This window comes from Hahella sp. HN01 (assembly GCF_018986435.1).
GTDB lineage: Bacteria > Pseudomonadota > Gammaproteobacteria > Pseudomonadales > Oleiphilaceae > Hahella.
On sequence record NZ_JAHMIN010000018.1, the window covers coordinates 107,287 to 122,321 of the forward strand.

12 protein-coding genes are annotated in these 15,035 nt (G+C 54.0%); 7 read left to right on the forward strand and 5 right to left on the reverse strand.

Going from position 1 to position 15,035, the window contains the following annotated elements; genetic code table 11:
• Window positions 1-130 precede the first annotated feature (130 nt).
• The 3 genes from KP814_RS18040 to KP814_RS18050 all read left to right on the forward strand — a co-directional run bounded on the left by KP814_RS18040 (window position 131) and on the right by KP814_RS18050 (window position 4,523).
• Window positions 131-1,993, forward strand: a complete 1,863-nt coding sequence (locus KP814_RS18040; RefSeq protein ID WP_216738051.1) for a HAMP domain-containing protein — start codon at window positions 131-133, stop codon at window positions 1,991-1,993.
• Between the two features lie 693 nt (window positions 1,994-2,686).
• Window positions 2,687-3,610: a hypothetical protein gene (locus KP814_RS18045; protein ID WP_216738052.1), complete on the forward strand. Its 924-nt coding sequence runs from the start codon at window positions 2,687-2,689 to the stop codon at window positions 3,608-3,610.
• A gap of 202 nt (window positions 3,611-3,812) precedes the next feature.
• Window positions 3,813-4,523 (forward strand): phosphoadenylyl-sulfate reductase, encoded by a 711-nt coding sequence (locus KP814_RS18050; protein ID WP_216738053.1) that lies wholly within the window; start codon window positions 3,813-3,815, stop codon window positions 4,521-4,523.
• A 59-nt stretch (window positions 4,524-4,582) separates the two neighbouring features.
• Here the strand turns inward: KP814_RS18050 and KP814_RS18055 are convergent, their stop codons facing one another.
• Entirely contained in the window at window positions 4,583-5,635 is a 1,053-nt protein-coding gene (locus KP814_RS18055; RefSeq protein WP_216738054.1) for a hypothetical protein, read from the reverse strand.
• Window positions 5,636-5,820: 185 nt separating this feature from the next.
• Here KP814_RS18055 and KP814_RS18060 point away from each other — a divergent pair, with 185 nt between their 5' ends.
• Both KP814_RS18060 and KP814_RS18065 read left to right on the forward strand, forming a co-directional pair.
• Entirely contained in the window at window positions 5,821-6,681 is an 861-nt protein-coding gene (locus KP814_RS18060; protein ID WP_216738055.1) for a cytochrome c oxidase assembly protein, read from the forward strand.
• A 30-nt stretch (window positions 6,682-6,711) separates the two neighbouring features.
• Window positions 6,712-7,299 carry an SCO family protein gene (locus KP814_RS18065; RefSeq protein WP_216738056.1) on the forward strand — a complete coding sequence of 196 codons (588 nt, stop codon included), beginning with the start codon at window positions 6,712-6,714 and terminating at the stop codon, window positions 7,297-7,299.
• Between the two features lie 126 nt (window positions 7,300-7,425).
• Here KP814_RS18065 and KP814_RS18070 read toward each other — a convergent pair whose 3' ends face one another.
• A complete protein-coding gene (locus KP814_RS18070) occupies window positions 7,426-9,042 on the reverse strand; it encodes an MFS transporter (protein ID WP_216738057.1) in 1,617 nt (538 codons plus the stop codon).
• 405 nt (window positions 9,043-9,447) lie between these two features.
• On the opposite strand from KP814_RS18070, the gene narL reads away from it, so the two are divergent.
• Together narL and KP814_RS18080 are read left to right on the forward strand one after the other, a co-directional pair.
• The gene (gene narL, locus KP814_RS18075; protein ID WP_216738058.1) at window positions 9,448-10,086 is read left to right on the forward strand and encodes a two-component system response regulator NarL; all 639 of its coding nucleotides are present in this window, start codon (window positions 9,448-9,450) and stop codon (window positions 10,084-10,086) included.
• A 96-nt stretch (window positions 10,087-10,182) separates the two neighbouring features.
• Window positions 10,183-11,313 carry a hypothetical protein gene (locus KP814_RS18080; RefSeq protein ID WP_216738059.1) on the forward strand — a complete coding sequence of 377 codons (1,131 nt, stop codon included), beginning with the start codon at window positions 10,183-10,185 and terminating at the stop codon, window positions 11,311-11,313.
• A 62-nt stretch (window positions 11,314-11,375) separates the two neighbouring features.
• Here KP814_RS18080 and KP814_RS18085 read toward each other — a convergent pair whose 3' ends face one another.
• The 3 genes from KP814_RS18085 to KP814_RS18095 form a co-directional block, all read right to left on the reverse strand.
• The gene (locus tag KP814_RS18085) at window positions 11,376-12,317 is read right to left on the reverse strand and encodes a cation diffusion facilitator family transporter (protein ID WP_216738060.1); all 942 of its coding nucleotides are present in this window, start codon (window positions 12,315-12,317) and stop codon (window positions 11,376-11,378) included.
• A gap of 263 nt (window positions 12,318-12,580) precedes the next feature.
• The gene (locus tag KP814_RS18090) at window positions 12,581-14,359 is read right to left on the reverse strand and encodes a sensor histidine kinase (RefSeq protein ID WP_216738061.1); all 1,779 of its coding nucleotides are present in this window, start codon (window positions 14,357-14,359) and stop codon (window positions 12,581-12,583) included.
• A 130-nt stretch (window positions 14,360-14,489) separates the two neighbouring features.
• Window positions 14,490-15,029, reverse strand: a complete 540-nt coding sequence (locus tag KP814_RS18095) for a response regulator (protein ID WP_216738062.1) — start codon at window positions 15,027-15,029, stop codon at window positions 14,490-14,492.
• Between the last annotated feature and the right edge of the window lie 6 nt (window positions 15,030-15,035).

Sequence of the window (15,035 nt, forward strand, 5' to 3'; positions counted from 1 at the left end):
TAGGGGGTAGAGGCGAAAAAAGCGTTGTTCATATTTTTCAATAAGTTATACATTGGAAGCATAGATTGACTGAGCTAACGACAGGTCTCGGTTCTTTGGTAGTACTCCCCCCTGGAAGGAGTTCGAAACGATGATTGCGCGATTCCAGAAATCCCTGATCTTCCGAATGGGCGCGTTGATGATCGCCATGGTGTCGCTGGCGATGATCACCATGCTGGCGTCATTCTTTATCTCCGAGTCGGCGGAAAAAGACGCGGAGGCGGTAAATATCGCCGGCTCGCTGCGCATGCAGAGCTACCGCATGCAGGCGCGACTGCTGACCCTGGATGCGCCCTCCGCGGATTTCGTAGCGGCGCTGACCCGCCAGTTTGCTGACCGCATCGAAAATCCCGTGCTGGTGGCGGAAGCCATGAAAGATGAGTCCGCGGAGCTGCATCATCAGTTCCTGCAGGTGCGAGAGCGGTGGGAGAAAGATGTCAGCGGCTTTATCGCCACCTACGCCCGCAATCCGGACCGCCGCATTGCAGATCAGCTGGGCGAGAAGATCGACAAGTTTGTTGATGAGATAGACAACCTGGTGCAGCTCTATCAGATTCGCGCAGAGAATCGCATCGAAAACCTGCGTCTGATACAAATCAGCGCCCTCTTTCTCACCTTCGCCCTGGTCAGTTTCTCTCTGCTCATTCTCCATCATCATGTCGAGCTGCCCTTACGCAGCCTGACGCAAAACGCCCGCAAAATCGCCCGCGGCGATTTCAGTGATCGTCTGGAGGTGAAAAACGACGACGAACTGGGTCTGCTGGCGGAGACGTTCAATCAGATGAGCGATGCGTTATCGGAGATGTACGAGTCGCTGGAGACGCGAGTCAAAAACAAAACCCAGGCGCTGAAACGCAGTAACGACTCCTTGAATTTTCTTTACCATCTGGCCCGGGAGGTCAGCGAGAAAACCCATGAAAATATTGATTTTCAGGCCTGGCTGGAGGAACTCACCAGCATTACCGCCGTCGGCGGCGTCGAACTGTGCCTGAAAACGCCCGAGGCGGTGATTCCCTATGAGCACATCCGCAACGATTACATGATGGAGCTGCCTTCAACCTGCCAGCGTCAGGAATGCGAAAAGTGCATGGTGGAGAAAGCCCAGGTGTGCCGGGACAATGACGAGGTGCAGGTGCGTTATCCTCTGATCAAGGAAGGCGTGCAGTATGGCGTCATCGTTTGTTCTCTGCACAACAGCCAGTTTTTGGAAGGCTGGCAGCATCAATTATTGCAATCCTTCTCTGATCAGGTCGCCGTTGCTCTTAGTCTGAAAAATCAGGGAGATCAGGAACGTCGGGTGTCTCTGATGAACGAACGCAACGTTATCGCCCGGGAACTGCACGACTCCTTGGCGCAAAGCCTCTCCTATCTAAAGATACAGGTGGCGCGCCTGACCCGCGCCTTGCAATCCAAACAGGTGGAAGACGAACAGATTGACGGCATTACCGCAGAACTGAAAGAAGGCATCACTTCCGCCTATCGGCAGTTACGCGAGCTGCTCACCACATTCCGCCTGAGCATTTCCGAAAAAGGCCTGCATGCGGCGATTTTACATACCGTCGAACAACTGACTGAGCAGAGCACAAACGTCAAAATCGTGTTGGATTATCGGGTGGAAGATATTCCCTTTTCCCCCAACGAAGAAATTCATTTGCTGCAAATAACGCGGGAGGCGCTGCAGAACGCCGTCCGTCATTCTCAAGGCAATCTGGTCATGGTGTCGTTGCATTCGGACCCGATGAAAAAAGTCACTTTAGCTATCACTGACAATGGCGTCGGCATTCCCGAGGACCCAGAGAAGCTCAACCACTATGGCCTCGCCATCATGCGCGAGCGCACCCGCAACCTGCACGGAGAGTTGTCTATTCAACGCATGCCGGAGGGCGGCACCGGCGTGCTTTTCAGCTTTACTCCCAGCTACGTACAGGAGCGCAGAATCTCATACGCCGAATAATGTAGGAAATATCTCACACGCAATGCAGACATCGCGTCTATTTTCCTACCCCTCCCCATCCTAATATAGACACCAAGAGGATGCGCTGACACATAAGGACATGAAGCAAGGAAGCAACAAGGACGACCAAAGCCGACGGAAATAGGCATCAAGGGAAGCATCTGACACGGAAGACGCAGCATGGAACGTTGCGTCTTTTTCTTTGTGGAGCACGAACGCTCGGACGCGTCGACTGAATGGAGTCAGACAACAGCAGGTACGGACACCGAGGCTGGATGGGATGAAGGATTGAGGGATGAACAGGCGGGACGCCAGGGTGTACGAGATATCCTACAGACAATGCAGATATGTCGTCTATCCTCCCTACCAGGCCATGGCTAATATAGCCACAACGGATGCGAAAACGCGGCAAGGAAAGCCCGCAAAGGACTGCAGCAAGGATAGCAAAAGAGCCGCAGGAACCGGCAAAAGGAAGCATCAAATGGAAAAGGCGCAATATGGATATTGCGCTTTTTGTTTTTCTGGACCCCGCCTTTCTAAACTCCCCCCACTCTTATCTCTTCATTGATTAGTCTACGCCCCGATTTCTTTTCACAACTCTATGACATGCATGCGAAATTTTATTTTGGAAACGCTATCCTTTATCCTCGCCGGCTATCATTAAAACCTATCAGCTATAGAAAGCCCGCCATTATGGATATGACATTCGTGGAGTTCGCCAATATTCTGGCGCAGAATCTTTTCCCAATTACCTTTAACAGCCTCGCCGCCATCATTCTACTGCGCTACTTCCGCAGCAGCGCGCTGGTCGTCGCCTTGGCGGTATGTTTGATTGCAAGCGCACTTTATTACTTGCTATTTCCCTTCACTTTTTATTTGGATACGAGCGACGACAGGTTCATTTTCGGCTTGTATTCAGCGATTGGCGGGGGTTTTCAACAAGGAATGATGATCACGCTCATCGGCTTTCTGCTTTTCAAAAAGGAAAGAGTGGACAGACTTAGAGACTCCACCAAGGCATTGGGTGGATTTACTCTTACCCTCCTCGCCGCAGCCAGCGTCATGAGCGTATACACCAGCATTCTGGCTTTCTCGAAAAAGTCCTCATTCATGTACGGCGCAAGTGACGAGCTGATCTACATCCTGATCACTTACCTGTTCGCCACCACTTATTCACTGGTTTCACTGATGTTGATGACATACGTCCAGTGGCGGGTGATTYCTGAATCCAAACGCCCCCATTCGCCCAAATACATGGCCTGGTTGATGGCGATTCCGGTATTCAATATTTTCTGGTTGTGCAGCAGCTTGAGCCGCTGGGCGCAAACCGTCAAAGGCGCCCTTGGCGACGCCAATGCTCGCGAGGCGCAGTTGGCAGACCGGGTACGCTATGTCTTCATCAGCCTGCTGTGCGGATGGCTTTTCATCACCCTGATATCAGTAACCGTCAGATATCCGGACAAAGCGACCGTCATCTTCATGGGGCTGCTGTCACTAGTCTTGCTGGGGCTAAGCATCGCCTACCTCGTTTACGTGATAAAACTCATCTGCAGCTTTCACACGCTGGAGCAAAAGATTCAGCAGACCAATACAGTTGAATCATCCATCGAAAGCTAAGTCATAAGCCGCCTCCAGGCGGCTTTTTCGATTGGGAATACACGCCTCGCCCTAAAACGTCACCGAAAAAGTCGCCACATTCTTCGCATGTGCATTAACAAAAACGCATAACAATAGAATTTTTTATTACTTTAAATTTTATGCTCGTTCCGTATCATGAATCCCGTGACTTGATGACCCGTAGTCTGGAGATGACCGATTCATGAACAGCGCGCAACTGATAACCCGCATAGGCGACAATAGCGCAGGGCTTTCTTACGAAGCCATCGCCGATTTGAACGCCTCCTATGCCCCGCTTGATTTTGAAGCGCGTATCCGTCGCCTGTATCAGGATTTCGCACCGGAGAAGGTGCTGGTGACGTCTTCTTTCGCCGCCACGTCCGCTTACTTCTTGCATATTATTTCTCGCATGCGTCCCTCGCAGAGAATTCACTTCATCGATACTCAGTTTCACTTCAATGAAACCCTGGAGTACAGGGATTATCTCACCCGCTTGTACGGGTTGAATGTGGAGGATGTAAAACCGGACAGGCATCATCATGCCTACTCGGTAAGCGAACGCCTGTGGGAAACCGACCCCGATCTGTGCTGCTCCGTCAACAAGGTTCAGCCGCTGGAAGAAGTGAAAGAGAACTACGACGTATGGGTATCCAGCCTGATGAGCTGGCAGACCGAGCATCGCGCTGGCCTGCAGATTTTTGAAGAGCGCCGCGGCATTATCAAATTCAACCCGATGATTGATGTCACCAGAGAAGAGCGCGACGCGTATATTCGCGATCACAACCTGCCCTTCCACCCGCTCGTGAGCGAAGGCTACTCCTCAATCGGCTGCGAACACTGCACCCGTAAAGGGGAAGAACGCGCAGGACGCTGGCAGGGCAAAGAAAAGACGGAGTGCGGTCTGCACCTGTAAATCCGATGCCAAGGCGACGACGGTCACATCGTCGCCTCTCTCACTGAATCTCAGTCCCTTTATTCCTTCCCATCCAATACGCTCTTTTGCGCAACCACAAGTGCTTCGATTTCACTTTCCGAGGCGTTCAATACAAACGAATCAAAGGCTTTCTTGTCCTCAAAACTATGGCGGATCTGCTGCATCAAAGCCCCAAGCTCGGTCCCTGCCAGGCCTGACAACCCACTGACCAACTCGCCGTTGAACTTCCGCTTGATCTCACGCTGACGAGCCAAGTCCGTTTCAGCAGCCCGCCAGGCAGCTTCCGCTTCAGGAAACTCGGCGAAGATCTGCGGCAGCCAGGCGGTTTTGCACGCCGGCCAGTCTTTAAAGTCTTCGCCCGTATAAGCCTCACGCAGCCAGTTGAGGAAGCCCGTATAAGTGGGTCGCTTGGCGTCGCGGACGCGAGCGTTGTGGCTGCGGTTTTCCAGTAAATAGATGTTCTTGTCGAAGTATTTGGAAGCTGAAATAAACTGATATAACTGAATCAAATCGTCAAAGCCCTGCTTCCAGCGAGCTATATCGAAGCCCAAAAAGCGGACGGCCTTGTCGAAATCCCGCGTCACCAGTACTTCGGTAAACAAATAGTCCCCATCCCGAAACGGCAGCCACAAACCATTGTGGCCGAACTTCATTCCCATTTTGTGGGCGACGCGACCAATCAAATTGCCGGCGTCGTTCCAGGAAAAGTAACTCAATGCAAAATCGAACTGAGACGCGGGCGTATACAACAAGTCCACCTGAAAGACGCCGCCCTGCTCCAACGGGGCGCCAAAACTGGCCACGCCGCCATTGGCGATAAACGGCAGCGGTTGGCCATCACCCAATACGTTACCCAGTAACTCAGCCATAAAAGCATTGCCTAAATCACGTTTAACGCAGTCGCTGACCACAATATCAATGTCGCCGTAGGTTTCTTTCTTCCGGTACGCCGTGACGATCTCCGCGCGCACTAGCGCGCCGTCATGACACCGCAATGCCTGAATAGCATGAAGCGCCTTCTCGCCAATGCGTAAAGCGTCTGCGGTGCACAAGCGCTGCGCGCCGTAATCTTTCAATGCGTTACCGCCCAAAACTCACTCCTGTCATATAGATCGTTATTTCGCCGGCGCATACCGTATTTTTCACCGCGCGGCGGTTATTGTCATTTCTCGTGACGACTGGTAAAACAAGGACTCTGCCGAACAAAATTGAATAACAATAACTTAAATCACCACCGCCCTCACGTTAACGCGGCGGTGTAACGGAAAGGTCGCTCATGCCCGATAGTGCTCCGACATGGATTACCGTTCTCACGCCCTGGGAATTTTACCCTTCGGTCGTTTTAGTTTCCCTGGTCACTGTCACGCTGTACATACGCGGCATGCGCAGATTGCGCGCAACGGGTCATCCTGTCAGTTTCGCCCGCTCTCTGTCATTCTTTGTCGGCGTGGCGATTACTTACGCTGTTCTGCACACGCAATTTGATTACTACGCTCAATACCTGTTTTTCGCACATCGCCTGCAGCATCTGGTGCTGCATCATCTAGGACCGTTTTTTATCGCACTGGCGGCCCCCTGGTCAGTGCTGGCGGCGGGTTTGCCGCAACGCTGGCGCGACGTCAACTGGAGAGCCCTTCCCGGCGCGTGGCTGATTGTGGGTGGCTACCGGATACTGCAGTTTCCTCCCCTGGCCGCTTTTTTATTCGTCGGCATCATCTTTTTCTGGCTGACGCCGTCCATACACTTTTACGCCATGCTGGACTTGAAGCTCTATCACTTGATGAACTGGAGTATGTTTCTGGATGGACTGTTGTTCTGGTGGCTGATTCTCAACCCTTCGCCCCAGCAAGGCCCTTCCTTTGGCTGGCGCATCATCATTTTATTGGCCATTATGGTGCCCCAGATTCTACTGGGCGCGTATATTACGCTGTCGGAATCCACCCTTTATGACATCTACGCCATCTGCGGACGCGCCTTTCCCATCGCGCCGGCGGCGGACCAAATGGTGGGTGGCGTGATCACCTGGATTCCGCCTGCGATGATGAGCGCTATCGCCATTTTGGTGATGTTGTCCTATATCCGACGCCAGGACATGGTGAGCGCACGCAGCCCAGGCGCTCTCACCGGCGCAGCTTGAGTTTTCAGAGACTATTAAGGAGATCCCTTCGTGACGGCGATACGCCTCGTTTTTATCGCAATCGTATTGGCGCTGACCAGCGCCTGTAGTCAGGAACCTGTGGAGTGGTCAGGGACCGATATCAGCGGCATGCTGCCGGAACTGAAGTTTTCACTGCAAAGTGAAAACGCCGCCCCGGTGTCGGAGCAAGATTTCACTGGCAAGTACAATATCCTGTTTTTCGGTTACACCTATTGTCCGGATATCTGCCCCACCACCCTCGCCAGACTGAAGTCCGCACTGAGTAAACTGGAGGCCGCCGAACAGCAGCGCATCAATATCCTGTTTGTCAGCGTCGACCCCAAAAGAGACGCGCCGGAACAACTTAAAGCCTACACCGACGCCTTCGGCTCGGAGTTTATTGGTCTTACCGGCGATATGGACGCGCTACAGACTCTCACCAAGCGTTACCGTGTAGCGTTCGGTTATGGCAAGCCCGATGAAACCGGCGCCTATGAGGTCTCCCACAGCTCCGCCGCATTCGTGTTCGACGCGGACGGCAAGGCTCGCCTGTTGCTGCGGGATGATCTCAGCGCAGACATGATCGCCAAGGATTTGGACCAGCTGCTCAAAAGCTGACCCTTATCTGCCGCAACCTGCCTCAGCGCAATAAAAAAGCGCGCCCTAAGGCGCGCCAAGATCAAGTTCCATCCCAGCTGCGTGAACGACGGGACGGAACTCCACTCCGCAGGAGTGACTCAGGAATCAAGGGTTATAAAACTCAGCTCCTTTACGCAGATAGAAGAACCAGTTCACCAGAACGCATACCGCGTAGAACACCGCAAAACCAATCAGCGCGTATTCCGGCGTGGCGGCTTTGATCTGCTCGCCGAACACCTGGGGAATGTAGAACGCGCCGTAGGCAGCCACCGCAGAGGTCCAGCCCAGCACAGGGCCCGCCTGCTCTTTCGGAAACACCATGGCGATGGTGCGGAAAGTGGAGCCGTTGCCAATGCCAGACGCCGCGAACAGCGCCAGGAACAAGATGAAGAAAGGCGCAAAAAACTCTTCAGGGGTCGCTGAGTTATAGGCCGCGCTCATGTAATAGGCGACCGCCAGGGCGCACACCACCATCACCAGTGAGCAAATCTGCGTGACCAGCGCGCCGCCGAATTTATCGGAAATCCAGCCGCCCACCGGGCGAATCAGCGCGCCGATAAAAGGGCCCATCCAGGCGTACATAAGTGCGCTGGGACCGTTGGGATTAACGGTGTTGTGAGTCATTACCCCGTCCACCATCACATGGCTGTATCCGAAGATCACTTTGATCGCCAGCGGAAACGCCGCCGCGTAGCCGATGAAGCTGCCGAAGGTCATGGTGTAGATAACGCTCATCACCCAGGTGTGACGATTGCCGAAGATACGATACTGACGATTCAGACTACTGCGAATCTGTCCCGGCAACAGCTTGAGCAGGAACACCGTGGCGGCGATGACGGCCACCAGCACCAGTTCTTTAGGGATGCCCCACCCTGCGCCGTTGGCGGACTCAGGCAACATCAGCCAGAGACCGGCGATGGAAGTCAGGAAGCCGATCAGCAGCATGAAGGTGATTTTGGAGAAGGAGCCGACAGGCCCGCCAATGTCCGGCGACACTTCATCGGTGCGAATATTGTTCATGCCGAACCAGCCGGCGAACGCCAGTGGAACCAGGAACAGTAGCCACACAAAGCCTGCGTTTTGAATCCAGGTTTCAGATCCCGCAGGAATCTTGCCGATCAGCGTGCCGGATGGATTGACCAGAGTCATGGGGTCGCCGCCGGCCGCACCGAAGGCGCCGAACGTCATGAATAACGGCACCAGTATCTGCATAGTGGTGACGCCGAAGTTGCCCAGACCTGCGTTGAGGCCCAGCGCCAACCCTTGCTGTTTCTTGGGAAAGAAAAAGCTGATGTTGGACATCGAAGAAGCGAAATTACCTCCGCCCAAACCAGATAGCAACGCCAGCACCTGAAACACCCACAGAGGGGTGTCTTTACTTTGCAGGGCGATGCCCGCGCCGATTGCAGGAATCATCAACAGCGCCGTGGTGAAAAATATCGTGTTGCGACCGCCGCACAGGCGGATGAAAAAGCTGCTGGGAATGCGCAGCGTGGCGCCGGTAAGACCGGAAATCGCCATCAATGTGAACAATTCCGACGCCTGAAACGGAAAGCCCAGATTCAACATCTGTACTGTGATGACGCCCCAGTACAACCATACGGCGAAGCCGCACAGCAAACTCGGAATGGATATCCACAAATTCCGATTCGCTACTTTCTTACCGGTTTTTTGCCAGAACCCGCTGTCCTCTGGATTCCAGCCAGCAGTGATGTCCGCCATATGCCTTACCTCTGCGTTGGGCCTGAATAATAATCTTCGGCTCAACTATCTTTATAAACAGACGGGGCGACAATGCTCCGGAGGGGGTAGCGTTTAAGACCGGGGCCGTGTGGATGATCTGCTCACAAGCGACTTTAAATCGCGCCACCATTTTCTTTATTTTCATAGAGTTAGAGCGATTTCCGAGAATCTGTGCAAGACTTTAGATACCCCCAATGAGGTAGGCGAATCCGGCGCCAAAGCGGTAGGTCTTCGGTATGCGCAGCTCAGGGTCATCGTTGGTAAACCTGATATGGATCAAGTCCCTATCGCGCCATCGCAGGGGCTTCTCTGAGTTCGTGTTATGCTGAAAACGTCAGATAACGCTGGCCGTATAAATGAAAAGAATGACAAGGTGAAGCTGAGATGAGCGCAAAAGCAACGATCATGATGGTGGACGACCACCCCCTGTTTCGCAAAGGCATCCGCCAGTTGATCGAAATGGAGGATGAGCTGGACATCGTCGCCGAAGCCAAAAACGGCGAGGAAGGGCTGGCCAAGGCGAAGGAACTGGAGCCGGATCTGATTCTGCTGGACCTCAACATGCAGGGCATGGACGGGCTCGATACCTTACGCGCCATTCGCGCCGCCGGCGTGGACTCGCGCATCATCATGCTGACAGTGTCCGACAACGAAGCCGATGTGGTGAACTGTTTCCGCGCCGGCGCTGATGGTTATCTGCTGAAGGACATGGAGCCGGAAGATATCCTGGAAAAGATCAAACAAGTAACGCTGGGCAAAATGGCGATCAGCGAACGCTTGACGGAAATTCTCGCCTCCGCCCTGCGCAAGCCTGTGGAAGCCGCCGATCCTTCCGCGACCCTGACCAGCCGTGAATATGAGATTCTCACCCGCATCGCACAAGGACACAGCAACAAAGTCATCGCCCGCGATCTGAATATTTCCGACGGCACTGTGAAAGTCCACGTTAAGCACATTCTCAAGAAGATGGGCATGCGCTCCCGGGTCGAAGCGGCGGTATGGCTGGTGAATCGCAAGGCGTGACATTGCGGGCGCGCCACTCGTTTGAGTGATGTTCGCCCTGGGTTAATCGAAGACAATTTTCCTTCCAACAACAATAAATCATCAGGAAGGAAATCCATGAATCATTACAACTGGCGCGCTGCGATTGCCGCCGCCATCCTGCCGCCGTTATTGGGCGGATGCCTGGAAAAACAAACCCTGGTCGCCATTCCCGATGCGGAAAACATTCTGTTTACGGCGGACGGCCAATTACTGGTGACCGGGGGCAAAGGCATATACCGCATCGACACCCACACGGACGCCAATGGCGAGGTCGTTTACGTCCCCACGGAGCTGTCGCCCCCACAACTGGACAGCTGCAATTACACCGGTATGGCGCAACATGGCGACTGGGTGCTGACGTCCTGTGTGGAGACGCGCTGGCTGGTCATTCGCAACAATCACCTGCTGGCCGCCAACCTGAGTCGACCGGACTATCGCTTCGAATTCGTGACGCGCAGGGATGATACACGGGACCCATTCGATGCGCTGGCGATCCCCAATGGAGTCGCCTTCGCCCCGGATGGCGCATTGCTGGTGGCGGATGAAAATTTCTTCGCCACTTCCGGCCTGACACGCATTACACTGGCGTTTCCTGAAGCCGGTTCCGCCGGGACGCCGCAAATCACCGGTTTCCAGCGGGACTGGATCGCGGGAGAGCACGGACTCGGCTCCCCCAATGGCGTCAGAGTGGTCGGCGATCAACTATTCATCAGCGATGGCGACAGCGTGAAGCGTTTCCAGTTTGACGCCGACGGCTCCATACCCGCTCTGGTCACTGACCGCAACGGCAACTATCAAACCAACCTGGGCGTCACTCTCTGGCGGGAGCCCGGCGCGATTGTGGATGACATCATGCCTTATTGCGGCGGCGTCGCCTTGACCAGCTTTCTCAGCGGGCGCTTGCATTATGTGGCTTCATACACCGATCCCGCGACGGGACGCGAATACTTTCCAGAGCTGTACGCCACACCCTGGTTCGCCTTCGAAAACCCCAGCGCGTTGGCGATCGGCCAAGGCCCTCTGTTTGACGGCGAAGATTTGCTGATCACGGAGAAAGGCGTCTTATTCGAAGGCAAGTCGAGTTACGGCAATAAACTGACCCGTACGCCTCTGTCCCTGAATCTGCACGATCCCGACGCCTGCCTGCTGATACAGGAAGAGGCCAGAGAAAAACTGATCCGGCAAGGCGTGATATCAGAGTCGTAAAGACTCAGTTTAGAAGTAAAAACAGCGGAGCCATGCGGGTCCGCTGTTAATATCGAATGGGGTTATACGTCGACCGTCGGCGCCGCTACGGCTGCCTTTTTACGACGGCTTTCCGCCTCCACGAAAATGCGCTTGCACTCAGGGAAAGAGGATTTGATCTGTTCGTCGAGACCGGCGATGCGGGTTTCAATCTCGCCAGCGGAAATGCTGTCTTTGAAATCCACCGAGATATTCACCAGTACGAAGTCAGGCCCCATGTGCATGGTCAGCACTTCGTTGACATGCTCCACGCCCGGAATAGCCTGGGTCATTTCACGAATGCCTTTCACCACCTTCTTGTTGGCGCTTTCACCGATCAACAGCCCTTTAGTCTCCACCGCCAGCCACAGCGCCGTCAGGCCGAGAATACAGCCGATGATGACCGAGGCGACGCCATCGTAAACTGGATTGCCGGTCACCTGTCCCAGCACAATGCCCCCCAACGCCACCACAAGGCCGAGCATGGCGGCGGCGTCTTCAAACAGCACGACAAACATGGAGGGGTCTTTGCCCCGTTGCACCGCTTCCACGTACCCCATCTGCCCTTTGGCGTTACGGAATTCCTTGATCGCCATGACGAAAGCAAAGCCTTCAAAAAGAATCGCCAAAGACAGCACGATATAGTTGACCACCGGGTTTTCCACCACCTGCGGATGCAGGATGTGCTCAATGCCTTCGTAGATGGAGATGCCCGCGCCCAGGGCGAAAATCAGGATCGCCACAATAAAAGACCAGAAGTAAATTTCCTTACCGTGTCCGAAGGGAAAATCTTCTGATGCGGGGCGTTGGGAGCGCTTCATTCCGTGCAGCAACAACACTTGATTACCGGTGTCCACCACGGAGTGAACGCCTTCGGAAAACATCGCCGAGCTGCCGGTGAAAGCCGCCGCCGCAAACTTAGTGAGCGCGACCATTGCGTTGCCGACCAAGGCCGCATAAATCACTTTTTTAGAACCTGACGCCATGCGTACGGGTCTCCTTTTCTTTATCTGTCAGTATTGAGTTGTCTAACTGTGCTTACTTGTTAAGTCACATGGATGTTGCAAATTTTCATGCGTCACACGCAATGAGAGCCGACCAATGTTTGAGCGACTCTCTCTGGTATTTCTTTTTTGGATAAGGAAAGCGACATAACGGATGAGTTTCCCGCTTTCTCATGAAGCATGGAATTCTAAGGAAATTTGCCGCCTGACAATAGGCCTAATTTTCCCGGCGGAAGCATCTTATCTCAGGCGGCGGAGGAAGGACGCTCCGGCTGCGCCTTGCGCTGGGCGATCGGCAGTTTGATGATAAACGTCGATCCTACCCCGGTCCGGCTTTCCACTTTAATGTCGCCGCGATGCTTATTGACGATGATGTCGTAGGAAATATTCAGCCCCAACCCGGTGCCCTTGCCTACCGGTTTGGTGGTGAAAAACGGATCGAAGATTTTGCAGACGATATCCTGGGGAATGCCGCAGCCGGTATCCGACACTTCCGCATACACCCATTCCGAGTCGCTGTGGGTGCGAATGCGCACCTTGCCATGTCGCTGCGTTTCCTTAATGGCGTGACTGGCGTTGACCAGAATATTGGAGACCACCTGATTGATCTGTCCCTGGTTGCCGCAGGTCAGCTCAGTGTTCTGCAAATCGGTTTCCACGTCACAGTCATATTTCAGCTCGTTCCACACCAGTTTGAGCGTGCTGGTGATGACGTCGTTGATATTGAAGTCCAGGTGCACGTCGCCCTGATCCACACGGGAATAGTTCTTCAGGTTTTCGACGATTTCCTGCACCCGACGGCTGCCCTCCAGGCAATCTTGCAGGAGTTCAGGTAAATCCTCTTTTAGAAAGTCGTAGTCGATCTCGTCCTTCACCCGATCCAGTTCCGCCGCCACTTCTATCGGCACACGATCATAGTGCGCCTCCACCACCTGAAACAGTTTTTCGAAGTCTGAATAGTACTCTTTCAGCCGGTTGATATTGCTGGCGACATAGCCGATGGGGTTGTTGATTTCGTGGGCGACGCCCGCCGCCAGTTGCCCCAGAGACGCCAGCTTTTCCTGCTGCACCATTTGCGACTGGGTCACCTGCAACGACTCCAGCGATTCCTGCAAACTGGCGTTGGCGCGTTTCAACTCCCAGGTGCGCTCCTGAATGCGGTTCTCCAGTTCTTCATTCAATTTGCTCACATGTTGCGAACGTTGCGACAGCTCCGACGCCACCACGGTAAACGCCTGCATGACCTGGGCGAAGGCGCGGATAAAATCCCCCATCTCATCTTCCCGATGGGTGTCGACACCACTTTGCTGCAGCAGCTTTCCCAGGTCAGGCAGAACGTTCTCGTTATGATCGCCCTGCTCCATCTCGCAACGGTACTTATCCAGGCTGCCGCCCAAGTTCACGGCCAGTTGATGCATGCCTAAAAACGGCCGGCTGAACCAGTGGCTGAAAATGTAGAAAAGCGCCAATAAGTAGAGGAATAGAAAACCCAGTAAAGCCAGCACAAAGCTGGCGGTTTGTTCTTCCAGTTTGGCTTGCACGGGACTGTCGCTGAAATACAGATAGGCGCGGCCGATGACCGAGTTTTCCCAAACCACTTCCCGCTCCTGACGAAATACGTAGCGACTGCGTTCCGGCTCCAGCACATCCAGGCTGGGAGAGCGCTGCCGTACTTCTTCGATGCCGCCGATATTGCCGGTAAAGAAGCTGCCGCCGTTCTGAACAGCGTCATACACCTCAAAGATGACAGCGCTGACAATGGGATCTTTGGACAGGGATTTGGCGAACTGATTGCTTTTGCTCAGGTCGAAATCCCACATGTTCTGGGCGTTCGCCTGCACGGCGATTTCCATGAGGTAGTCGGCGCGGGCGTAGAAATCTTCGTACACCTGTTCCTTCAGGCTGGACAGCGTGTAAAAGGCGAAGCCTCCGTAAAACAGCAGCAACGCCCCGGCGATAGCGACCATCAAGCGCCGGGTGAGTCTTAATCTGCGAAAATAGCCCGCCTTCAACAATATATCCATGCCCTAGTTATCCATACGACGTTTACTTCCCCTCATCATGAGGATGTCGCGCGGCCGGTTTTTTTCCTGGCGCTCCCTTACGGGGTCGCCTTATGCTGTGGAGCGCTTAGGGGCTCCGAATTTTTCGACGTCAGAGTTCGTCGAAGTCCTCATCCACCAGATCAATGCTGCCGTCTTCATTCCAGCTCACCTGGGTAATACCCGGCGTCGCGGCCTCCAGCCGCTGCAGCTCCTCCAGCTGTTTCTTCAGCGCGCCTTCCTGTTTACGCACCAGATCCAGCAGGCGGCGGTTCTCCCGCACCAAAGCGTTATGCTCCAGGGCGTTCTCCAGGGTCATCAACAGATCCTCATCGGACCAGGGCTTGGAGATAAACCGATAAATTTCCGCATCGTTGATAGCCGAGGTAACGCCATCAATATCCGCTTGTCCGCTCAATAAAATACGCAACGCATCCGGGCGTATTTCTTTGAGTGCGTTGAGCAGCTCCACGCCATTGATTTCCGGCATCCGATAGTCGGAAATGACCAGATCAACGGGCTCTTTCTTCAATGCGTCGAAAGCCTCATAAGGGTCGTTAAAGGTCAACACCTTCCAGGGCTTCTTGCGTAATATCCGCTGCATGGCGCGCAGCACGTTTTCTTCGTCATCGATTATCGCCAATGTAGTCATATAGAC